The sequence below is a fragment of the Hymenobacter defluvii genome, from assembly GCF_017589435.1.
Classification (GTDB): domain Bacteria; phylum Bacteroidota; class Bacteroidia; order Cytophagales; family Hymenobacteraceae; genus Hymenobacter; species Hymenobacter profundi.
Map to the genome: position 1 here is coordinate 40,118 of NZ_JAGETX010000008.1, position 21,908 is coordinate 62,025.

At 56.4% G+C, this 21,908-nt stretch carries 16 protein-coding genes; 12 read left to right on the forward strand and 4 right to left on the reverse strand.

Annotation, left to right across the window (positions count from 1 at the left end; translation table 11 throughout):
• Positions 1-117 precede the first annotated feature (117 nt).
• The 10 genes from J4D97_RS14500 (at position 118) to J4D97_RS14545 (ending at position 12,047) form a co-directional block, all read left to right on the forward strand.
• Entirely contained in the window at positions 118-702 is a 585-nt protein-coding gene (locus J4D97_RS14500; RefSeq protein ID WP_208308168.1) for a hypothetical protein, read from the forward strand.
• A 126-nt stretch (positions 703-828) separates the two neighbouring features.
• A complete protein-coding gene (locus J4D97_RS14505) occupies positions 829-1,848 on the forward strand; it encodes an MBL fold metallo-hydrolase (protein WP_208308169.1) in 1,020 nt (339 codons plus the stop codon).
• Positions 1,849-2,159: 311 nt separating this feature from the next.
• On the forward strand, positions 2,160-3,179 hold the full coding sequence (locus J4D97_RS14510) for an ABC transporter transmembrane domain-containing protein (protein WP_208308170.1): 1,020 nt from the start codon (positions 2,160-2,162) through the stop codon (positions 3,177-3,179).
• Complete coding sequence (locus tag J4D97_RS14515; protein ID WP_208308171.1) at positions 3,172-4,554, forward strand: HlyD family secretion protein; 1,383 nt, start codon at positions 3,172-3,174, stop codon at positions 4,552-4,554. The genes J4D97_RS14510 and J4D97_RS14515 overlap by 8 nt, the downstream gene beginning before the upstream one ends.
• Before the next feature lie 3 nt (positions 4,555-4,557).
• The gene (locus J4D97_RS14520) at positions 4,558-6,081 is read left to right on the forward strand and encodes a TolC family protein (RefSeq protein ID WP_243900327.1); all 1,524 of its coding nucleotides are present in this window, start codon (positions 4,558-4,560) and stop codon (positions 6,079-6,081) included.
• Between the two features lie 115 nt (positions 6,082-6,196).
• On the forward strand, positions 6,197-7,681 hold the full coding sequence (locus tag J4D97_RS14525) for a sodium:solute symporter (RefSeq protein WP_208308172.1): 1,485 nt from the start codon (positions 6,197-6,199) through the stop codon (positions 7,679-7,681).
• A 67-nt stretch (positions 7,682-7,748) separates the two neighbouring features.
• Positions 7,749-8,228, forward strand: a complete 480-nt coding sequence (locus J4D97_RS14530; RefSeq protein ID WP_208308173.1) for an energy transducer TonB — start codon at positions 7,749-7,751, stop codon at positions 8,226-8,228.
• 211 nt (positions 8,229-8,439) lie between these two features.
• Complete coding sequence (locus J4D97_RS14535) at positions 8,440-10,266, forward strand: ABC transporter ATP-binding protein (RefSeq protein ID WP_185280804.1); 1,827 nt, start codon at positions 8,440-8,442, stop codon at positions 10,264-10,266.
• 188 nt (positions 10,267-10,454) lie between these two features.
• Positions 10,455-10,988 carry a hypothetical protein gene (locus J4D97_RS14540; protein ID WP_208308174.1) on the forward strand — a complete coding sequence of 178 codons (534 nt, stop codon included), beginning with the start codon at positions 10,455-10,457 and terminating at the stop codon, positions 10,986-10,988.
• A 180-nt stretch (positions 10,989-11,168) separates the two neighbouring features.
• On the forward strand, positions 11,169-12,047 hold the full coding sequence (locus tag J4D97_RS14545; RefSeq protein ID WP_185280806.1) for a DUF2911 domain-containing protein: 879 nt from the start codon (positions 11,169-11,171) through the stop codon (positions 12,045-12,047).
• 216 nt (positions 12,048-12,263) lie between these two features.
• On the opposite strand, the gene J4D97_RS14550 is transcribed toward J4D97_RS14545, so the two are convergent.
• From J4D97_RS14550 to J4D97_RS14565, 4 genes are all read right to left on the reverse strand, one after another.
• Complete coding sequence (locus J4D97_RS14550; protein WP_208308175.1) at positions 12,264-13,970, reverse strand: sodium:solute symporter; 1,707 nt, start codon at positions 13,968-13,970, stop codon at positions 12,264-12,266.
• 242 nt (positions 13,971-14,212) lie between these two features.
• Entirely contained in the window at positions 14,213-15,514 is a 1,302-nt protein-coding gene (locus J4D97_RS14555) for a hypothetical protein (RefSeq protein ID WP_208308176.1), read from the reverse strand.
• A 15-nt stretch (positions 15,515-15,529) separates the two neighbouring features.
• A complete protein-coding gene (locus tag J4D97_RS14560) occupies positions 15,530-16,069 on the reverse strand; it encodes a hypothetical protein (RefSeq protein WP_208308177.1) in 540 nt (179 codons plus the stop codon).
• Between the two features lie 143 nt (positions 16,070-16,212).
• On the reverse strand, positions 16,213-18,780 hold the full coding sequence (locus J4D97_RS14565; protein WP_208308178.1) for a PIG-L family deacetylase: 2,568 nt from the start codon (positions 18,778-18,780) through the stop codon (positions 16,213-16,215).
• A gap of 324 nt (positions 18,781-19,104) precedes the next feature.
• Here J4D97_RS14565 and J4D97_RS14570 point away from each other — a divergent pair, with 324 nt between their 5' ends.
• Together J4D97_RS14570 and J4D97_RS14575 are read left to right on the forward strand one after the other, a co-directional pair.
• Positions 19,105-19,488, forward strand: coding sequence for a DUF6660 family protein (locus tag J4D97_RS14570; protein WP_208308179.1), 384 nt, complete (start codon positions 19,105-19,107; stop codon positions 19,486-19,488).
• A gap of 72 nt (positions 19,489-19,560) precedes the next feature.
• Complete coding sequence (locus J4D97_RS14575; protein WP_208308180.1) at positions 19,561-21,756, forward strand: TonB-dependent receptor; 2,196 nt, start codon at positions 19,561-19,563, stop codon at positions 21,754-21,756.
• Positions 21,757-21,908 lie beyond the last annotated feature (152 nt).

The following is a 21,908-nucleotide window of genomic DNA, read 5'->3' on the forward strand; positions in this document are numbered from 1 at the left end:
AAAAACAGGCTGTCATGCTGTGCGTGGCGGCCTGTTTTGCGTAAAATATTCGCCGGTTTGCACCGCAGTTGCGTATCTTGTCGAAACTAAACATACGGGCTTTCCCTTCTACTATCGATGCTACGTACCCTACCCTTCGCTATAGCTTTTTTATCGGCTGGCCCGCTGCTGGCTCAAACGCCTATGGTTGTTCCGATGGCCGCCGAGGTAGAAGCACCGATAATCGGCTTGCAGGCCAAACGCACTTCCTATCAGCTAAATATCGGTACTACCTTCGCGGGTGGGTGGGGCTCGGCTATGCACATCAGCCCGCGAGTGACGCACCAGTTGGGTAAGCGTTTTTTCGCGTTTGGCGGGATGACGTACATGCGTTCGTTTATTAACCCGGCTTATTATGCGGGAGTTACGCAACCTGCTACCCCTGCCGATGCCCTGTCTACTACCCGTTTCGCCGCCAGCAACCGCTACCTGATCTACGGCGGCGGCACTTACCTCGTGAGCCCGCGTCTGGCTCTCACGGGCACAGCCTGGAAAGATATGTCGCCTACTGTCAACCCCTATGCGGGCTTTGGCAACATGGGCCAGGGCATGAGCATGCGCGCCGACTACCGCCTCACCGAAAACCTGATGGTTTCGGGCGGGGTGCGCGTGGCAAATGGTGTGGGCTACGCACCGTTGTACGGTCCTGGCTTTGGTTTCTAATACACAAGGACTTCACTAAAGGCGACGTAAGCCTTCGAGGTTTAGTTTTATCTTCCACCGCCGCGCTCCGGGAACATTCCGGGGCGCGGCGGTTGTGTTTACTCTCGCTTTCTCTACCATCCTCTCATGTCCTCGCGCCCTACCTATCATCGAAACGAAAAGCTACTGACCGTTCTACCCAACTACCCTGGCAATAAGATGATTGGCCGGGAATACTGCAATGGCGAGGAGCTGTACGAGCCTAGTTTTTCCAACGTATTTCGGTGGAAATTCCTGACCGAAAACCCGCAAAAAGCCGAGAAGAAAGCCGACACCTGGGCACCGGCCGTGGTGGACTGCGCGGAGTTTCTGCGCAGTGACGCCGACGGGCTGGTGTGGCTGGGGCACGCCTCCTTTGTGCTGCGGATAGGCGGCGTCACGCTGCTCACCGATCCAGTGCTGTTTTCTTCCTTCGGACTACAACGTCGTCACCCCCTACCCTGCCGCCCCGAGGACCTGACGAACATCGACTACCTGCTGCTCAGCCACGGCCACCGCGACCATCTCGATGAGGCTTCCGTGAAACTGCTGGCCCGCCAAAACCCGCAGATGCAGGTGCTCTCGTCCTTGAGCATGGCGCCGCTGCTGCGCGGTATGGCCCCTACTCTGGCGGTGCAGGAAGCCGGCTGGTGGCAGCAGTATGACCTGGGCACCGAGGCGCCGCTGGAAATCTTTTACCTGCCCGCTTCGCACTGGCACCGCCGGGGCGCGTTCGACCTAAACAAGGTGCTGTGGGGTTCCTTTCTCATTCGGATGCCCGGAGGTAGTACTCTGTATTTCGCCGGCGACACGTCGCTTGCCGGTCATTTTGAGGCCATCGAGAAGCAGTTTGGTCCGCTGGACATTGTGCTTATGCCCATTGGCGCCTACAAGCCACCCTTTATGATGGAGATGAGCCATACCAATCCCCATGAGGCGGCCAAGGCTACCAATATAGTCCGCGCTGGCCACGTGGTGCCCATGCACTACGGCACCTTCGATCTGAGCGACGAGCCGGCTTCAGAGCCCCTGCGCCTGCTGGAGGAAATAGCCGCGGGCGGCATGCTCCGCGCCGAGCTGCACGCACCCGCAGTGGGAGAGGTGATGCCCTGGCAGGATTGGCTTTAAGCTGCTTACCGTTGCGCTTGTTAAGCATTAAACACTATTGTACCAAGACAAGTAGAAAATACAATATTTATAACTAATCATAGCTTTTAATATCATTTTAATGCAAATTAATATGACTTTTCCCAATACGCACCGTAAATTTGGCATTCGTAAGTGAGCAAGCTCCTACCTAGTGCCTGTTAAAGCATAAGTTGCTGGGTAGCGGCTGTAATAGAATACTCATTGCCGGCTGTGGCGCAGCCAACCATGCGGAGACTGTGCCGCACCAGCTACGTGTTTTCAGGTAGCCCGCTCTTTTCTTAATTTTTTCCATGGCTTCTAAGTCCCATTCCACCAGCCTCCCACCTCCTACCCCCTGGCAGCGCCTCACGCGCATGCTCGACACAGAACGTGACACGATTCGTTACATTCTGTTTTTTGCCATTCTAACAGGCCTTATTGGCCTTACCCTACCCCTGGGCACCCAAGCGGTGTTCAACCTTGTTTCGACAGGAGCCGTGTTCAGCTCTACCTACATCCTGATTGGGGTAGTGGTGCTGGGCGTATTACTAGGTGGCATTTTGCTGATTGGGCAAATGACCTTGGTAGAGGCCATCGAGCAACGGCTCTATGCGAAGGCTGCTATTGAGTTTGCGTATCGCCTACCCCGTATCAAGCCGGAAGCGCTGGAGGGTGAAAATCCGCCGGAGCTGGTGAACCGCTTTTTCGACATTTTGACGGTGCAGAAAAGCCTCACAAAGCTTCTGATTGACTTGATGTTTGCGGGCTTTCAGATTCTGTTTGGGGTGATTGTGTTGGCTTTCTACCACCCCATTTTTATTGCGTTTGGGCTGTTCACCATCATCATGCTGGTGTTCATCTACGTTATGAATTACCGCCGCGCCTTGCGCACCAGCATCGAAGAATCGGCGCATAAGTACGAAACGGTGGACTGGCTGGAGCAGGTGGCCCGCGATCTGCCCCAGTTTCGGCACAGTGAGGAAGAACAGCAGCGCGCCCTTACGCGCACCGACGAGCTGACGGCTGATTACCTGAATGCCCGCAATGACCACTTTCGGGTGCTGAAAAGCTACTACGGCTGGGGCGTGGCCCTGCGCACAGTGCTCACGGCTGGCTTGCTGATTGCCGGCACGCTGTTCGTGGTGTCGCGGCAAATGACGCTGGGCCAGTTTGTGGCGGCTGAGGTGCTGATTGTACAGATCAGCGGATCTATTGAAAAACTAATGACTGGTGTGAGTACCGTGTTTGACATGCTAACGGGGGTAGAGAAACTGGCCGCCGTGACCGACCTACCCATGGACGAGAAAAAGACGGAGGGAACCCATGCTTAATCTATCCAACCAAAACGTAGACGAGGCGGTATGGCTTGAGCAGCCCCAACGCTCTCAAAAAGAGCTACTGGTGCCCAAAGGCAGCCGTACGCTGGGCCGCGTGATGCTGGCTGTGGGTATTATCTTCCTGATTATCCTATTTTTACCCTGGCGCCAGACCATCGAGGGCACGGGCACCCTCACCACCCTACGCCCCCAGGACCGCCCCCAAACGGTACAAAACCAGATTGCGGGCCGTATAGAGCACTGGGCTGTGCGTGAGGGCGAATTTGTGCGCAGAGGCGACACGATTCTTACCATTTCTGAAATCAAAGACGAATATTTTGACCCCAACCTGCCCGAGCGCCTGAGCGAGCAACTGGTGGCCAAACGCGGCAACGTGCTAGCCAACACCGCCAAAATTGAAGCCACCGACCAGCAACTAGCCGCCCTGCGCACTACCCTGAACGTGCAACTGGAATCGGCCCGCAACAAGGTGGAACAGGCCCGCAACTACGTTGCCAGCGACAGCGCCGACCTGGTGGCCGTGACCAACTCCTATGACATTGCCAAAGCCCGCCTGGCCCGCTACGAGAATGGCTACCAAAACGGCTTGTTTTCCCTCACCGACATTGAAACGCGCCGCCTGAAATTACAGGAAGACCTAGCCAAGGTAACGGCCCAGCGCAACAAGCTGCTGAACTCCCGCCAATCGCTGGCGAATGCTATTATCGAGTTGAGTAACCTGCGCGCCAAGTACGGACAGGACCTAGCCAAAACCTTGTCGGATCGTAGCTCGGCTGTGTCGAGCCGGGCGTCGTCGGAGGGGGAAGTAGCTTCCTTGCGCAACAAGATTGCCAACGTAGAGGTACGCCGTGGCTTATACGTAGTGCGCGCCCCGCAAACTGGCTATGTGGTGCGTACGCTCAAGGCGGGCATCGGCGAAACTATCAAGGAAGGCGAGTCTATTGCTACGTTGCAGCCCGAAGCGCCGGTATTGGCCGCCGAGCTGTATGTGCGCCCCATGGATGTGCCGCTAATACAGCGGGGCAGACAGGTGCGAATTCAGTTTGATGGCTGGCCGGCAGTGCAGTTTTCGGGCTGGCCCTCGGTGGCTGTAGGTACCTTTGGCGGCGTGGTGACGGTGATTGACGTGGTAAGCAGCACCAACGGCAAGTACCGCCTGCTGGTGCGCCCCGAGCCTCACCCCGAACACCGCAACGACGACGACCATAAGTGGCCTACCCAGCTACGCCTGGGCTCGGGCGTATACGGTTGGGTGATTCTGGATTCGGTGCCCGTATGGTACGAAATCTGGCGACAGCTCAACGGCTTCCCACCTAGCTTACAGGCTGAGCCACAACCCGACTCGCCTGTAAAAGTCGAAAAGAAGTAGGAAATGAGGATGCGTTTTTTTGTGCTGACTAGTTGGCTCACGCCCCTAGCTATCCTGCTGCCTACCCTTGCCGCGCTGGCCCAGACGCCCCGCCTCCCTACCCAGGCGCCGGGACTGGAGCCTGCGCCCCTGCAAACCAAACAACTAGCGCAGGACCGGCCACCCGTGGATACGGCCCGTATTTTCTCGCTGCAAGATTTGGCGGAGCTGGTGTTTGCCTACCATCCCGTGGTGAAGCAGGCCGCGCTGCTCAGCGAAGATGCCCGCTCGCAGGTGCAGCAGGCCCGCGGCGGCTTCGACCCCAAGCTGGGCTCGGGCTTTGACCGCAAGCTGTTTGGCGGCACCGATTACTACAACAACTGGGCAAACGAGCTGAAGGTACCCCTATGGCCGGGCGGTATCGACCTGAAGGTAGGCTACGACCGCATGGTGGGCACCTACGTGAACCCCGAGCACCGCACGCCGCTCAATGGCCTGGCCGTTGCCGGCCTGTCGGTGCCGTTGGGGCAGGGCCTGTTGATAGACGCACGCCGCAGCACACTGCGCCAGGCCAAAATTATGGTGGATGCCGCCGAGGCCGATCAGGTGAAGCAGATCAACGCTATCTGGTTGGAGGCAACGCAGGCGTACTGGAACTGGTACTTCAACTACCAGCAAATGCTGCTCATTCAGGAGGGGGTAGAGCTGGCCGAAACCCGCTTCCAGGGTACCAGCCGCCGCGCCCAATTGGGCGACCAAGCGCCCATCGACTCGGTAGAGGCGCAGATTACGGTGCAGGACCGCCTGGTGCAGTTCACGCAGTTGCAGGTGGAGCAGCAAAACGCTGGCCTGATCTTATCGAACTACCTCTGGACCAAAGACGGCCAGCCTGCGGAGCTGCCGGCCTACGCCGTGCCACAACTGCCTACCATGCGCACAGTCGACAGCCTGACGTATGAGCAGCTCCAGGATTTTGCGGCCAACCGCCACCCTACCCTACTCAAGCTCGACGCCAAAATCCGGCAGTTGGGCGTGGAGGTACGCTACCGCCGCGAGCTGCTGAAGCCCACCGTGAACGTGAGCGGCTACCTGCTCAGCCGCGGCGACTTCTACCGTCCCGAGGTGCCCGGCTACTACGACTTCGGCCGCGACAACTACAAGGTAGGGGTAGACTTCGCCTTCCCGCTGTTTTTGCGCAAGGAGCGCGGCAAGCTCTGGCAAACCCGCATCAAGGTGCAGGATGCCACGCTAGAGCAGCAAAACAGCCGCCGCATGATTGCCAACCAGGTCAGCGCCAAGTACAACACCCTCAAGGCCTACGAGCGTCAATTGGCCGTGCAGGAGCAAGCCATTGTCAATCAGCGGATTTTGCTGCAGGCTGAGCTGCAAAAGTTTGAGTTGGGCGAAAGCACGATTTTCCTCATCAACGCCCGCGAAAGCAAGCTCATTGAGTTGCGTCTCAAGCAGGAAAGCATGCGCGCCAACTACGAAAAGTCGCTGGCCGAGCTGTATTATTATGCCGGCACGCGCACACTGGGCAATGAGTAGGATGAGTAGCTGTTAGCTTTTGGCTGCTAGCTGTTAGCTTTGAGGTTCTTGTTGTAGCTGTCGACCTTCACATCGGCGCTATCAGCTAACAGCCAAAAGCTAACAGCTAAAGTCCATGTCCCCTACCCTCATCCTGAGCCTGATTGCGGGCTACTTCGTGGTGCTCGTCATCATCTCGATCCTCACATCGCAGAAGGCCACTAGCGAGTCGTTTTTCATTGCCAACCGCAACGCCCCCTGGTACATGGTGGCGTTTGCCATGATTGGCACCTCGCTGTCGGGCGTCACGTTCATCTCCATTCCGGGCATGGTGCAGGGGCAGGCCTGGAGCTATATGGCCGTGGTATTGGGCTATACGATAGGTTACCTGGTAATTGGCACCGTGCTGATGCCACTCTACTACCGCTTGCAGTTGGTATCTATCTACACCTACCTGGAGCAGCGGTTTGGGTTCTGGAGCTACAAGACGGGCGCGTTTTTCTTCTTGATTTCCAGAGCAGTAGGCGCGGCGTTCCGGCTGTTTCTGGTGGCGGGCGTGCTGCAATTTGCCGTGTTCGATGGGCTGGGCGTGCCGTTTGCCGTTACCGTATCGGTTAGCATTCTGCTGATTTACCTGTATACCTTCCGCGGCGGCCTCAAAACCATTCTCTGGACTGATACCTTCCAAACCCTGGCCATGCTGGTGTGCGTGGGCGTGAGCATCTACCTGATGGCCGACGAGCTGAACCTGGGCTTTGCCGGCCTGGTGAAAACGGTGAAGGAAAGCGCCATGTCGCAGATCTACTTCTCCGACCCCAAAGACGACAAGTTTTTCTGGAAGCAGTTTGCCTCGGGCGCCTTCATCACCATCGTGATGACTGGCCTCGACCAGGACCTGATGCAGAAAAACCTGAGCTGCCGCAACCTCCAAGACGCCCAGAAAAACATGTTCTGGTTCACGATTGCCATTGTCATTGTGAACGTGTTTTTCCTGTCGCTGGGCGTGCTGCTCTACCAGTTTGCCGCCGCCAAGGGCATTGCCCTACCCACCAACCCGGCTACCGGCAAAGTCATCGGCGACAACGTGTTTCCGCTGCTGGCTACCAACCATTTCTCCCTGTTTGCAGGCGTCGTGTTCATCCTGGGCATCATTGCCGTTACCTACGCCTCCGCCGACTCGGCCCTGACGGCCCTCACGACCTCCTTTTGCGTGGACATGCTGGATATCAAGCAGTACGACGAGCGCAAGCAGAAGCAGGTGCGCCAGCTCACGCACTTTGGCTTCTCGCTGGTATTGATTGTCATTATCCTGATTTTCCGGGCCATCAACGACCAAAGCGTCATTACGGCCGTGTTTAAGGCGGCGGGCTACACGTACGGCCCACTGCTGGGACTCTACTCTTTCGGTATCTTCACCAGCCGCGGCCTGCACGACCGGCTGGTACTGCCCGTATGCTTCGCGGCCCCGCTCGTCACGTGGTTTATCAACGCTAATTCCAAAGCGTGGTGGGACTACGAGTTTGGCTTTGAAATCCTGATACTCAACGGTATCCTCACGTTTATCGGCCTGCTGCTAATTTCCCGGCCCGCCGCTACTCGCGAATTGAACCCTGCGGTGTAGAGGTTGTTGAGGGGTAGCGTACCTTTGTGCGCTGGTCTGAAGCTATATTTTGGACTACCCCTCCGCTATGAAACATCTGTTCTTCATCTGCCTGCTGTTTCTTGCGGGTATTATGGCGCAGGCCCAAACTCCTACCCCGCCGGCCAAGCAGCCCACTGAGTTGCGCGCTGGTCGGATGCAGGCTCAGCGCGCCCCCGCCGCTAACCGCCCCGATGTGGCCCCACAGTTTCCGGGCGGCACCGAGGCCCTAAGTGCTTTTTTTCAGCAACAGGTAAAGTATCCGGAGGCGGCACGCGTCAGCAACGTGGCGGGCGATGTGGTGGTACAGGCCACTGTGGCGGCCGATGGTAAGCTGCAAAACACAACCGTGGTGCAAAGTCTCTCGCCCGCCTGCGACGCCGAGGCCCTGCGCGTGTTGGCCCTTATGCCCGCCTGGCAGCCGGCCACTCGCAAGGGCCAGCCGGTAGCAGTGTTGGTGCGTGTGCCTGTGCCCTTCGGCAACTCCAAGAACCTGAAGGTAGAGCAGGGCAAAACGAAATTTGAATAAGCAATTAAGATGATTAACGCTAAAGGAAACTACCTGTAATGCTACGCCTCCTTGTCATCCTGAGCTTGCGAAGGACCTTGTCACGGTAGAATGACAGACGTACCAACGACTCGTTCTCGCGTGAGAAGGTCCTTCGCAAGCTCAGGATGACAGGAGGTGTAGCACGCACGACAACACTTTTCTTTGGCTCTCTGATAGTAATACATACACAATGGCTCGAAGTGGATTGAATACCAGCGGCAACGACGTCGGCAGCGATGCGCCGAAGGTGAAACTGAATAAGGAGAGCTTTCGGCAGGGGCTGCGCATTTTCCGTTTCACGTTGCCCTACCGCACCAAGTTCATCATTGGTCTGGTGCTGCTCACGCTGTCCAGTGCCACCACCATGGCTTTCCCCTGGATTATCGGTAAGCTAGCCGATACCGCCAGCGGCCACCCGGTGACTCTTCCCAACGGCACCGTGGTTTCCATCAACCAGATTGCCCTGGGATTTGCGGCGCTGATTCTGTTACAGGGAATGTTCTCGTTCGGGCGCATCTGGTTTTTCACGCAGGTGAGCGAGTTCACGGTGCGCGACATCCGGCAGGCGCTCTACCAGAAGTTCGTAACCCTACCCATTCCCTACTTCGAGCGCAACCGGGTAGGGGCCATCACCTCGCGCATCACTTCCGACGTGAGCGTGATTCAGGATTCCTTTTCGCTGACGCTGGCCGAGTTGTTTCGGCAAGTGACGACGCTGCTGGCAGGCATCGTGTTTATCATGGTGGTATCGGTGAAGCTGTCGATGTTTATGCTGCTCACGTTTCCGCCCATTGTGGTGCTGGCGATGGTGTTTGGGCGTAAAATCCGGGTATTGGCTAAGGTGACGCAGGACGAGTTGGCCAAAACCAACGTGATTGTGGAGGAAACCTTGCAGGGCATCAACACGGTGAAGGCCTTCACCAACGAACAGTTTGAAACTGGCCGCTATACCAGCTCGCTTACGCGCACGGTGAAGGCCGCTTTGCAGAGCAACCTCTACCGCGGCGGGTTTGTGTCATTTGTTATTGTGGGGCTGTTTGGTGGTATTGTGCTAGTGCTATGGCGCGCGGCCACGCTGGTGCAATCGGGCCAGATGACCATTGGCGACCTCACGCAGTTTGCCCTCTACACCATCTTCATCGGTGCTTCGGTGGCCGGGCTGGGCGAGCTATACGGCAAGGTGCAAAGCACGCTGGGCTCCTCGGAGCGCATCCTCGAAATTCTGGACGAGCCCGCCGAGCCTACCCACCTCCCCGGTGCCACGCCCCTCCAGATTCGCGGCGACATCGAGTACCAGCACGTGGCTTTCCGCTACCCTACCCGCCCCGACCTGGCCGTACTCAAGGACATCAGTTTCGACATTCAGGCCGGCGAGAAAGTGGCGCTGGTAGGCCCCTCGGGCGCCGGCAAGAGCACTATTGTGCAGCTACTGATGCAGTTTTATGAGTTGAGCGGCGGCAAAATCCTCATCGACGGCCGCGATGCTGCCCTACTCGACCTCACGGAGCTGCGCCGCCACATTGGCATTGTGCCCCAGGAAACCATCCTGTTCGGCGGTACCATCCGCGAAAACATTGCCTACGGCGACACCTCGGCTACCGACGCAGAAATCATCCGGGCGGCCAAGCAGGCCAATGCGTGGATGTTCATCGAGTCGTTCCCGGAGGGGCTGGATACGTTGGTAGGCGAGCGGGGCATCAAGCTCTCGGGCGGGCAGCGCCAGCGCATTGCTATTGCCCGCGCCATCCTGAAAAACCCGGCTATCCTCATCCTAGACGAAGCCACTTCCGCCCTCGACTCCGAAAGCGAGAAGCTAGTGCAAAGCGCCATGGACGAGCTGATGGTAGGCCGCACTAGCATCATCATCGCCCACCGCCTCTCCACCATCCGCAAAGCCGACAAAATCCTGGTCATCGACGGTGGCCAGATTGTGGAACAAGGCACACACGAGGAACTGGCTCATTATGATAATGGCCTGTATGCTAACTTGTTGAAGTTGCAGTTTGAGTTGAGCTAGCTCATTTAATCTGAAACGTCATTTCGAACGCAGTGAGAAATCTCGCGTGCTAGTAGTGGTTCGTGATTCCGACTATCAGTAAGAATCTCGTGCGCTCATGTGAGTTAGTACCTTTCGTCAGCACGCGAGACTCCTCAACCAGTTCGGAGTGACGCTCTATCTTGCCGCTCTCTCCCTACCCTGCCCTCATGCCACCCATCCAGTTCTCCCACGTCACCATGTCGGCCGATGAGTTTGTGGCGGTGAACTTTCGGCTGTGGCGAGCAGCGCCTGCTACCCGGCGCAACCACTGGATTCTGGGGGTAGGGCTGGCGTTGCTGACGGCAAGTTTGGTGATGGAGCTAATGAACACGCGGGGCCACATCACCACCTGGTCGACGCCGGCTCTATTGGTAGTGGGTGTGGCGTATGGGCTGCTACGGGCTGCGCTAGTGCGCCGGCAACTACGGCGCGGTTACACGCAAAACCCGGTGCTGCAACAACCAGCAGACTTTACGCTAACCGATGAAGCCTTGCAAGGCAATAGCGCGGTCGGCGAGTTTCGGACGCCCTGGAATGCTATACGCCGCGCCGTGCGGGTAGGTCCCGATTGGCTCTTGCTCTATCCTACCCAAGCCGCCTGCTACTACCTCGATCTGCGCTGCCTGATAGCACCCGCTACCCTAGCAGCTGTGGAAGCGCTATTGGTGCAGCACAGTATATCCTTGCGGCAACTGACCTAACGCAGCGTGGAGGCACAACAGTTTATATCGCGTTGTTGAACGACCAACAGTAGTCTGGTTACCCAACGTCAGAAACGAAGAAACACAATATACTGTGTCTCTACTTATTCTGCTACCACGCAGCCGGATGCGCTCGTTTTCGCTACTTTTGCCCCATTCCAATTTGCTTTTCATTTCTCTATGATTGCCACTACTCTTTCAAAAGCTACCCGCGTGGCGGGCGCCACGTTTTTTGCCACGGGTTTACTGCTGAGCGCTGCTGCTCAAGCCCAGATTAGCACACCTGCTGCTAGCCCTACTAGCACCATTACCCAGCGCGTAGGCCTTACGGATGTTACCATCACTTACTCGCGCCCCGGCGTGAAAGGCCGTTCCATTTACGGTACGCTGCTACCCTACGGTCAGCGCTGGCGCACGGGCGCTAATGCCACCACTAAAATTAAGTTTTCGGACGATGTGACTGTGGAAGGCAAAAAGGTGGCCGCTGGCGAATACGGCATTTACTCGGTGCCTGGTAAAGACTCCTGGACCATTGTACTGAGCAAGGACATCAAGCGCGGTGCCGATGTGGCCGGCTTCAAGGATGAGGACGATGTGGCCAAGTTTATGGTGAAGCCCTACCGCCTTGGTACTAAGCAGGAAACCTTCACAATGAACTTCGTGGACCTGACGCCTGCCACTGCCAACGTGGATATGCAGTGGGAATCGGTAGGCGTGAAGTTCGGCATCAAGACTGATGTGGATACCAAGGTGATGGCTCAGATCAATGACAAGGTCATCAACAACGCTACCCCCTCGGCCGGTGACCTCGCCGCTGCTGCTGTTTACTACATCGACAACAACAAGGACAACAAGCAGGCTCTCACGTGGCTGAAGAAGGCCAACGCCACCGACCCTAAGTTCTGGAACCTGCACACGCAAGCCAAGCTGGAGCTAAAGATGAAGGATAAGAAAGCTGCCCTCGCCTCCGCCGAGCAGTCGAAAAAGTTGGCCGCCGAAGCTAAAAACACGGAATACGTAAAAATGAATGACGCCCTGATTGCTGAGGCGAAAAAGTAGGGCCTCACCCCGCGGCTCCCTCCCTAAGGAGAGAGGAAGTCAGACATAGATCATTCAACCCAGTTGCTTCGGCTTGTTTCGTCGTGACTGCTACTGGAAACATTCAAAGAGAAGCCAACCGCTCGCGCAGTTGGCTTCTCTTTTATTTTGATTAACTGGCAATTAGCGACGCATTAGCTGAGGTGGCTGCGTTTAACGGCTCATGTCTAGCTCCTCCTACCCGTGGGAGAGAGGAACGGGAGGTGAGGCCATCCGTTGCACCACCAAGGCTACCAGCACCACCAACCCGCACCCAATTATGTTAAACCACAGATACCCGATATCGGTGGTATTGAACAGCACCAGCACGGCTATCTGGCCTACCACCGTAGCCCAGAAGGCCGCCTTTGCCTGAATCTTCGGCAGAAAAAATGCGACCATAAATAGCCCCAGCATCGCGCCATAAAACAGAGAGCCCAGGATATTCACGGCTTGAATCAGGTTTTCGAGGCGGGCGGCGAACAGGGCGAAGCCGATGCCCAACACGCCCCACCCCACCGTAGCCCAGCGCGATACGCGCACACACCGTACCTCATTGGCGCCGGGGTAGGCGGGGCGGTAGAGGTCTACCACGGTGGTAGACGCCAGCGCATTAAGGCCACCCGCCGCCGAACCCATAGCCGCCGATAGCACAACGGCCAGCAACAAACCCACCAGCCCGTGCGGCAAGTAGTTCAGCACGAAGGTGATAAATACGAAGTCTGCTTCCTGCGCTTTGGCAGCGGGTGCCGCTTGTTTCAGTAGGGTTTGGGTGCGGCTCTGTAGCCCCTGCACAGCGGCATCTACGGCCTGGCGGTGGGTTTCGGCAGCGGCTATTTGCTCGAGGTTGCGAGTGGTGTAGGCGCGCACGAGTTGCTGGGAAGCCTTGTGCCGGGCCGTGGCCAGTTGGGTGCGCTCGGTTTGCAGCTGGCGCAGGGCGGGCGCGTAGGTAGGGTTGCGGGCAGCCTCATCCAGCACGGGGCGGTTGAAGGTGAGCGGCGCCGGGTTGAACTGGTAGAACACAAACAATAGCACGCCGATCAGCAGGATGCCAAACTGCATGGGCACTTTCACGAGGCCGTTGAGGAGCAGGCCCAGGCGGCTTTCGCGCTGGCTGCGGCCGGCCAGGTAGCGTTGCACCTGGCTTTGGTCGGTGCCGAAGTAGGACAGGGCCAGAAACAAACCGCCCGTCATCCCCGACCAGAAATTATAGCGGTCTTTGAAGTCGAAGCTAAAATCAACCAGGTTCAGCTTGCCCTGGTGGCCGGCCAGCTGCATGGCTTCCGAAAAACCTACCTCCGCTGGTAGGTAGTGCACCAGCAGGTAGCCCGCCACCACCATGCCCGTGAAGATAACGCCCACCTGAAACTGCTGCGTGACGGCCACCGCCCGGCTACCACCCGTTACGGTGTAGAGAATCATCATGCCGCCAATCATCCACACCGTCAAAGAGATATCCCAGCCCAGCACCGCCGATAGCACCAGCGCAGGCGCGTAGAGCGAAAGGCCGTTGCTGAGACCACGCTGCACCAGAAACAGCACTGCGGCCAAGGTGCGCGTGCGCCTGTCGAAGCGGCCTTCCAGGTACTCGTAGGCCGTGAACACCTGCAATCGGTGGAAGATGGGCACCGCGAAAATGGCGATGAGCACCATGGCTACCGGCAGCCCAAAGTAGAACTGGATGAAGCGCATGCCGTCGGCGTAGGCCTGGCCGGGCGTGCTAAGAAACGTAATGGCCGAAGCCTGCGTGGCAATGATACTCAGCCCGATACCCCACCAACTGGCCTGTCGCCCGCCCAGCAAATAGCCGTCGAGGGTGCGGCCGGCCGTGCGCGTGCGCCAGGTGCCGTAGCCCACAATAAACAGCAAGGTGCCGCCTAGCACCAACCAATCGAGCAGACTCAAGCGAAGAGGTTAGTTAAGTAGGCGAAAAAGCCGATTTCGACCGCCAGGGCGCCTAGTACCAGCCAGTACCAGGTTTGCCAACTCACCTTATTTTTTACCCTATCCTCGGTAAGAAAAGTAGATGAAGCGTTCAACTGTTCTGGCTTTGGCTTCATACTGATGGCAGTAATTAATAGTGGAAATCAAAGTTTATTTATAAAATATATATACAATACAAAATATTTAAATCAATTATTATATTTTTACTGAACAACAAATGACTGTAAAAAACTCTCCAAAAGGTGTAATTGCATCACTAGATTAAATACATATAATATCATCGTTATTTCTCGGCGAAAGGGTAGTTGTCTCCAACCTACATAAGAAAATATATAAATAGTTAACAATCCAAAATACCATAAAGATTCACCTAAATTAAAATTATCAAAATCATCAGTATAAATACCAAACATTTGCCAAAAAACCATAGTAAATAGTGTTCCTATCGCATACTGTTTAAAAGACCACGCGGGCTGACGGCTTACATGCCAAACCAATACAACGAAAAAAGGAGTTGCTATTGTGTAACGACTAGCATTCCAGATACTATATCCTTGAAATAATAAGATAAAAGAAAAAGTACACACGCAGTATCCTAGTGCAAAGACTACAATGCTTGGTACTGCAGGTAATTGTCTCTGAGCTAATATTCTCTGCAGCAAGCGCACGAATAGCCAGCAACAAATGCCAATAGACAATAATCCCAGCCACATAGCAGCACCATCTAGCCAAAGCATGTTGATTCCTGAAGCTGTGCGCCAAGGATAAGCTGGCCATTGCAAAACGTGGTGCCAGTGCTGCTGTGCCAGCACAAAGCCCCATGGCTCCCCTGTTTGGTACCATTGTATGTAGGCTACAATGCCTAAGGAGAGTAACAAAGTAAGTAAGCCAGTAACTCCCCAACGAATTGCTACCCACAACTGACCCGGTTGTGCTGCCCATAGAAATGTCATAAACAGTAACCCTGGTGTAAAAATAGTACTAGCTGAACGTGTGAGACCACATCCAAGTAGCCCTAAAATAAACCATAGCATTTGCCGACGGTGCAAACCAATTAGTAGCAACGAGGCAAACAGAAAAAACAAAGCCTCTGTGTATGGCACTATCATAAATAGCAACACAGGAGTAGATAACAATAATAGTGTTTGGTGGGGGAATAGTCGAATATTTTGTGCAAGCAGGGTGAATGCCACTAAAAAAATACTAACGTTAAATACTGCTATACCTAGCGCTCCGAAACCGGTAGCTCGCCATAAATAGGGAAATAAGGGAAAGAAAGCTGCATTGCTCATTCCTGTACTGGAATAAGTATAGCCGTCTCTCACGATTTGACTATACCAATACACATCCATCTGAGACAGATTGTGCTCAAGTGGTATATAACGAATTATTCCAAAACAATACAAAGCAGATACTAAAGCCAACAATAAAAAAGCATGTATTGCCACTAGGAACCATGCTGCATAACGCGTTCCATGAAACACAGAGTAAAAATATGTACGCATGTGGAAATTCATTTATTATTCGTAACCCTTTATTTTAAAGTCATCAAAATAGGTGGGTTCGGCCGTTGCGTCCATATGCCATACATAGACTTGCACTTCGTCTGTAGGAAGAGCATCCGCCGGAATCTCAATAGTTTTCTTGAGATCAACCCATGTTTGAAAACGCTTTACTGCTTCGTTTATAGTCAAAGCTGCCCAAACATCCGGCCGACGACCGTGGCACTGCAGCGATACCACTAGCATGGTTGTACCAACACGACCGCTCATCACATAGGCTTGGGCGCTAGCACGAATTTTTCGCGGAATTTTTCCGCAACTACTCAATGGCGCTTTAAATACTTTACTACCAAACTGTGATCCATGAGGCAACACGTAAGAATAATGACCCGAATGAGCGTGTTTGGTTGTGAGGCCGGTAGTATCCTGCTCACTTTCCAGATCATTTTTTAGGAGTGCACACGAAGAAGAAGACCTCCGACACGCACTTCCCGTGAGTAGAACTACAGCAAATACAATATACTTTAAGCGCATATTGCATAAAAAGTTAATAAGCATTCAGTAAGAGTGTATAGTGAATTCGCTTGAAGCTATCAACGCTTGACTTAAGGGCTGTCTAGGCAAAAGTAGCGCCTACCTTGTATTATTATGTGCCACTTCCTATTGAACCTGCTTTAGTGGTGATTCGATAGGAAGTGTTTCTACTTGCCCAACGAAATCATGTTGGCCAGGATGCGGTAGGCGCCAGGTACGCCGGCGGGCAACTCGCGGAACAGCGAGAGGCCAGTGTAGATGTAGTGGCCCTTGCCGTAGTCGGCGACGAGGATGGCGCTTTCCTTGTCCGTCTCGCCGGGGTCGTGGCTGCTGATGACAGTTTGGTAGTGGCTGTCCCACTTGCTGGGGTAGTAGAGGCCCTGCTCCTGCACCCAGCCTTCAAAATCTTTCGCGGTGATTTTGTTGGGCGTGTTGAGGATGGGCGCTTTGGGGTTGAGGAACTTAACGGGAGCGTTTTCTACCGTCACGCGGTCGTTGGAGAGTGTGAGGGGGTAAGGGCCGATTTCGGGCAGCAGCACGCCGCGGCTCACTACGTACTGCACGATGAGGTTGCCGCCATTTTTCACGTAATCGAGCAGCGTAGGCTGGGCCACGCGCAGGCGCTCCACGGTGTTGTAGGCGCGCACGCCCAGCAGCACCGCATCGAAGCGGCGTAGGGTTTCGGGCGTCACCTCATCGGCATTGAGTAGGGAAACGGTGTAGCCAATCTGCCGCAGCGCCTCGGGCACTTCGTCGCCGGCGCCCATGATGTAGCCGATGTTGTTGCCTTTCTTCGCCAAGTCTACCCGCACCAGCGGGGCCACAGCCTCGGGGAACAGCGTTTGGGTAGGGATGTGCGGGTAGGCAATCGTCTGCAAACCGCGGGTGTACGTCTGGCCGTCGACGGAAGCAGTGGCGCGGAGCTGACCTTCGCTGTTTGTGCTGCTGGTAGGCTTCACCTGAAACTGTACCAACTGCTCAGCGCCTTTTGCTTTCAACTCGAAGGGCACGCTGGCCGGCTCCACCTGCCAGCCGGCGGGTACTTGCAGCGTAAGGTTACCGCGCACGTTGTCTTTGCCGGCAACGAGCGTTACGGGCACTGTTTTGGGCTGGTTATCAGCGAAAACGTAGGCTTTGCCGGCAATGTTTACCGCTACAGGCGGCACCACGGCCAGCGGCTGGTACCGCTCGCCGAGGACGGGGTCGGTGTGTTTGTACTGGACGGGAACGGTTATATAAAAAGGTACACTTTGCAACACCAATTCTAACGTCACATTAGGAGAAATCGGATTTTCTGGGCGCCCAATCAGGTGTTGGCGGTCAACTGTTAACCAGTTTTCGGTTTTTGATTTCTTGCGAACTGCCAGGTCTGCCTGTGCCAGTGGCAGTTCGGCGGGCACGGTGTACATGCCGATGGTGCCGGGCTCGCGTAGCCAATAAGGCTGAGAGGGTGGCACCTGCTTGCTCACTGGCAGCCGCAAGACTACCCGCATAGTTTGGCCTGTCCGTAGCTCTTTGGCAACCAGTGTGTCACGGCCAAAGCCCTCAGCCCATACCTGCCGTACCGTGATAGGCACAGCACCCTGGTTGACTGCTTCCACCACTACCTCAGCTGTTTGGCTGGCCGCAATTGACGCCGTTGGCGCATTGGCCTCAATGTGTAGTCCTAAGCAGGCTTGAAGCAGCACATCTACCTGCTGCATTTTTTCCAGATACCAGAATTGTTCTTTCGCGGCACTTTGTAACTGACTGCGCACCTTCAGCAACCCCGCCACGCTCGCCGCCGGATTTGCCGCGTCATACTCCTTAATCACCTTATCCACCAGCTTGCCTACCGCCGCGCCGCCAGGCACACGGTTCCAGGTCTGATCGATGCCCTCGAAGGGGTCGGTTTTGGCCTTGTCGCCCTTCACGGGTTGCAGGTATTCTAGCGCCTCACCGCGCTGGGCGGCCGAGCCGAAGCCCTGGCTGCGGTGCTGGGAGCGGCTTTCGGCGGCGATTTCGCCGTAGCTCCTACCCAGCAGGGCGTTGTAGCCGCCGGCATCCACTTTTAAGTAGCCGCTCAGGTCCTCGCCGGGGCGCGTGAAGTAGCTGCCGGTATTCCAGAGCAGGCGCTTGGGCTGCCAGGGCTGCACGTATTTCAGCTGCTCGGGGAAGCGTTTGGGGTCGCCGGCCGCGTCGAAGGCTTCGGCGGCCAGGATGGCGCTGGCCTGGTGGTGGCCGTGGCCAGCGCGGGCGTCGGGGGGAAAGCGGGTGAACAGCACGTCGGGCCGGCGCTGCCGAATCACCCACACCATATCGGCCAATACCTGCTCCTTGTCCCAGATGGTGAAGGTTTCCTGTGAGGTTTTGGAGAAGCCGAAATCATTGGCGCGGGTAAAAAACTGGTGCGCCCCGTCGATGCGGCGGGCGGCCAGCAACTCCTGCGTCCGAATAAGGCCCAGTTGCTCTCGAATTTCAGGGCCGATGAGGTCCTGGCCGCCGTCGCCGCGGGTGCAGCTGAGGTAGCTGGTTTCCAGCAGGCGGCCGTTGGCGAGGTAGGCCAGGAAACGCGTATTTTCGTCGTCGGGGTGGGCAGCGATGTACATGGCCGAACCGAGGACGTTCAGCTTTTTCAGACCCAGCAGGATTTCCGAGGAAGACCAGGTTTTGGGGGCTTGGGCTTTCGCACTAGGCGCTGCACCAGAAGCAAGAAGAACTGCAAGCAGCGCGGCGCGAAATCGGGATAGAAGCATAGAGAGGAATCAGGAACTTGGCCTTAAAGATACCGGTCAACACGAAAGCCGGCTGTGGGGTTATGTGGCTGCAAGCTGCTGAGGGACGCAGGTTGACCATAAGAAGCTGCTTATAACAGGTAACAACCCAGTGTAGAGACGCATACTTGCGTCTTATCGTCGAACAATCGATAGCAGCAACGACATCGTGCCGATAATCTCGTTGTTGGATAACCAATGAAGCTGTTTGGAGAGTCGTCAGGCGGTCATGCTTAATCTGGCGTTCAATAGTTAATCTTTTAACTTTCTAAACAGCTTCAATAGCAGCAACGACGAGACGCAAATATGCGTCTCTACATCGTGCTGACAGCTTCTGACATAACTAACCTACCTAACGACTACCTTTGCTGCATGAAGCTGTGGGCCTTTTTCCTGGCGATGTATGTGTTGGTGCTGGCTGGCCTACCCTGTGGGGATGTCTGCCAAGACGAGCCAACCACCACCGCCCAGGCTTCTGCCCCCGACCACGACGACCACACGCACACGGAGAGTTGCTCGCCGTTTTGTCTGTGTACGGCGTGCCCTGGCTTCACAGTGCCGCAGCTTGTACCGCCTGTGGCTGCACGCCCCCTACCCTCTCCGCTTGCTGAAGCGGTGCGGTCTACCTACCAAGCGCCACACGCGCTGGAAGTGCCGGGGCGCATCTGGCAACCGCCCCGCGTAGCGTAGTTTTTCCGATGGTTGCCGCCCAGTCTTTTTGATGGCTTGGGTGGCTATTGGCTACGCTATTCTCTTGTTTTCATGAAATTTCTACCTGTGTCGCTGGGGCTGACACTCTTCACTATGCCCATTGCCTGGGGGCAAGGCACCCTCCGGGTTTCTATTCGGGATGCCGAAACCGGCAAACCGCTCATCGGGGCCACGGCCCGACTCATGCCGGGCAACGTGGGTGCCGCGGCCGATACGGACGGGCGACTGGCCCTACCCGTGCCGGCGCCGGGACGCTACGCGCTTACCTACTCTTCCATTGGCTACCAATCCCAAACCGATAGCCTGGCCCTCCCCCTGCCCGGCGACTCGCTGGTGGTGCAACTGGTGGCCGTGGAGGGCGAGGTGCTGGAAGAAGTGGTGGTGACCTCTACCCGCAGCAACCGCAGCATCGACGATATCCCTACCCGTATTGAGGCCATTACGGGCGAGGAGTTGGAAGAGAAAGCCAACATGCGGCCCGGCGATATTCGCATGCAGCTCAACGAAAGCACCGGCATTCAGGTGCAGCAAACCTCAGCTGTATCGGCCAGCGCTACTATTCGCATTCAGGGGCTGGATGGGCGCTACACGCAGTTGTTGCAGGATGGCTTTCCGCTGTACTCGGGCTTCGCAGCGGGCCTGAGCATCTTGCAGATTCCGCCGCTGAACCTGCGGCAGATTGAGGTAATCAAAGGGTCGGCGTCTACGCTCTATGGCGGCGGGGCCATTGCGGGACTGGTCAACCTGATTACCAAGCGCCCTACCGCCGAGCGGGAGCTAAGCTTTATGGCCAACGGCACCACCGCCGGCGGCCTCGACCTCAGTGGCTTCTGGGCGCAGAAAGGCCAGAAGGTAGGCGTCACGCTGTTTGCCGCCCGCAACACGCAGCAGGAATACGACCCCGGCAACACCGGCTTTTCGGCCATTCCGCACTACGAGCGGTACACGTTCAACCCGCGGCTGTATTTCTACCTCACGCCCACGGCTACCCTAACGGTAGGCGCGATGGGCAACTGGGAAAACCGTATCGGCGGCGACATGCAGGTGCTGACTATCGGCGACGCCGATAGTCAGCACCGTTACTTCGAGCGCAACCGCTCCGACCGGGCCTCCTCGCAGCTGCAATTCGACAAGCGCTTTGCCCGCTCCATACTCACGGTGAAAAACAGCGTGAGCTACTTCAACCGCACCATCACGCAGCCGGGGTACCGCTTTGCCGGGCAGCAGGTGGCCAGTTTCAGCGAAGCCAGCTACACGCACACCGGCGAGCGGGCCGAGTGGATTGGCGGCGGCAACCTCTGGACGGAGCAATTCACAGAGCGCGGGGCCGCGCTGGGGCGCAACTATCAGTACACCACGGTAGGCGCCTTTCTGCAAAACAACTACCGCGTGCGGCCCTGGCTGACGCTGGAAACCGGCCTGCGTGGCGATTATCACAACCGCTTTGGCTTCTTCGCCCTACCCCGCGTGTCGGCGCTGTTCCGACTATCGGAACACCTGACTTCTCGCCTCGGCGGCGGATTGGGTTATAAAGCCCCTACCCTATTCACTGAAGATGCCGAAAGCGTGGGCTTCCGCAACGTGCTGCCCATCAACCAAAACGCCGCCCAAGCCGAAACTTCCCGCGGCGGCAACTTCGATGTAAACTACCACACTACTCTGTTTGAAGTGCTGGACGTGTCCATCAATCAACTGTTCTTTTACACCCAGCTCAACCACGCGCTAGTACTTGATATTCCGGCCATTATCACGCCGGGAGCGGGTACGGCTACCTACCAGTTCGCCAACGCCGACGGCCCGATTAGCAGCCGGGGGCTGGAAACTAACGTCCACATCGGCTACGAGGATTTCCAGCTCTACGCCGGGTACAGCTTGGTAGACACCCGCCGCCGGTACAGCGGCGCCGACTACAACAGCGCCGTTCCACTAACAGCCAAGCACCGCGTGAATTTGGTGGGCGTGTACGAGCAGGAAGGCAAGTTCAGGGTAGGGCTGGAAGCCTACTACATCGGCCGCAAACCGCTGTCGACGGGCGAGGAGTCGCCTTCCTACTGGCTGCTGGGCGCCATGGGCGAGCGGCGCTGGAAGCATTTCAGCGTGTTTCTCAACTTTGAAAACCTGCTTAACATTCGGCAGAACCGCTACGAGTCCGTTGTGCTACCGCCCGTCAACCAGCCGTCTTTCCGGGAGGTGTGGGCACCGCTAGAAGGGCTGGTGGCGAATGGCGGCATCAAGCTATTTTTGTAGAAGGCATGACGACGCTTCCTTTTGCGGTTGAGGCACTGGAGGCAATGCAGCTGTTTAGGAAATAGGCTAGGCCGTTATGCTTCGACAGACTCAGCATGACGGCCTAGCCTATTTCCTAAACAGCTTCAACAAGTGTTTTCAGGCGGCGCAGA

What these genes read in the sequence shown, in the direction of transcription:
- J4D97_RS14500 (WP_208308168.1), top strand. Translation starts at nt 118, where the DNA reads ATGCTACGTACCCTACCCTTCGCTATAGCTTTTTTATCGGCTGGCCCG.
- J4D97_RS14505 (WP_208308169.1), top strand. Translation starts at nt 829, where the DNA reads ATGTCCTCGCGCCCTACCTATCATCGAAACGAAAAGCTACTGACCGTT.
- J4D97_RS14510 (WP_208308170.1), top strand. Translation starts at nt 2,160, where the DNA reads ATGGCTTCTAAGTCCCATTCCACCAGCCTCCCACCTCCTACCCCCTGG.
- J4D97_RS14515 (WP_208308171.1), top strand. Translation starts at nt 3,172, where the DNA reads ATGCTTAATCTATCCAACCAAAACGTAGACGAGGCGGTATGGCTTGAG.
- J4D97_RS14520 (WP_243900327.1), top strand. Translation starts at nt 4,558, where the DNA reads ATGAGGATGCGTTTTTTTGTGCTGACTAGTTGGCTCACGCCCCTAGCT.
- J4D97_RS14525 (WP_208308172.1), top strand. Translation starts at nt 6,197, where the DNA reads ATGTCCCCTACCCTCATCCTGAGCCTGATTGCGGGCTACTTCGTGGTG.
- J4D97_RS14530 (WP_208308173.1), top strand. Translation starts at nt 7,749, where the DNA reads ATGAAACATCTGTTCTTCATCTGCCTGCTGTTTCTTGCGGGTATTATG.
- J4D97_RS14535 (WP_185280804.1), top strand. Translation starts at nt 8,440, where the DNA reads ATGGCTCGAAGTGGATTGAATACCAGCGGCAACGACGTCGGCAGCGAT.
- J4D97_RS14540 (WP_208308174.1), top strand. Translation starts at nt 10,455, where the DNA reads ATGCCACCCATCCAGTTCTCCCACGTCACCATGTCGGCCGATGAGTTT.
- J4D97_RS14545 (WP_185280806.1), top strand. Translation starts at nt 11,169, where the DNA reads ATGATTGCCACTACTCTTTCAAAAGCTACCCGCGTGGCGGGCGCCACG.
- J4D97_RS14555 (WP_208308176.1), bottom strand. Translation starts at nt 15,514, where the DNA reads ATGCGTACATATTTTTACTCTGTGTTTCATGGAACGCGTTATGCAGCA.
- J4D97_RS14560 (WP_208308177.1), bottom strand. Translation starts at nt 16,069, where the DNA reads ATGCTTATTAACTTTTTATGCAATATGCGCTTAAAGTATATTGTATTT.
- J4D97_RS14565 (WP_208308178.1), bottom strand. Translation starts at nt 18,780, where the DNA reads ATGCTTCTATCCCGATTTCGCGCCGCGCTGCTTGCAGTTCTTCTTGCT.
- J4D97_RS14570 (WP_208308179.1), top strand. Translation starts at nt 19,105, where the DNA reads ATGCGTCTCTACATCGTGCTGACAGCTTCTGACATAACTAACCTACCT.
- J4D97_RS14575 (WP_208308180.1), top strand. Translation starts at nt 19,561, where the DNA reads ATGAAATTTCTACCTGTGTCGCTGGGGCTGACACTCTTCACTATGCCC.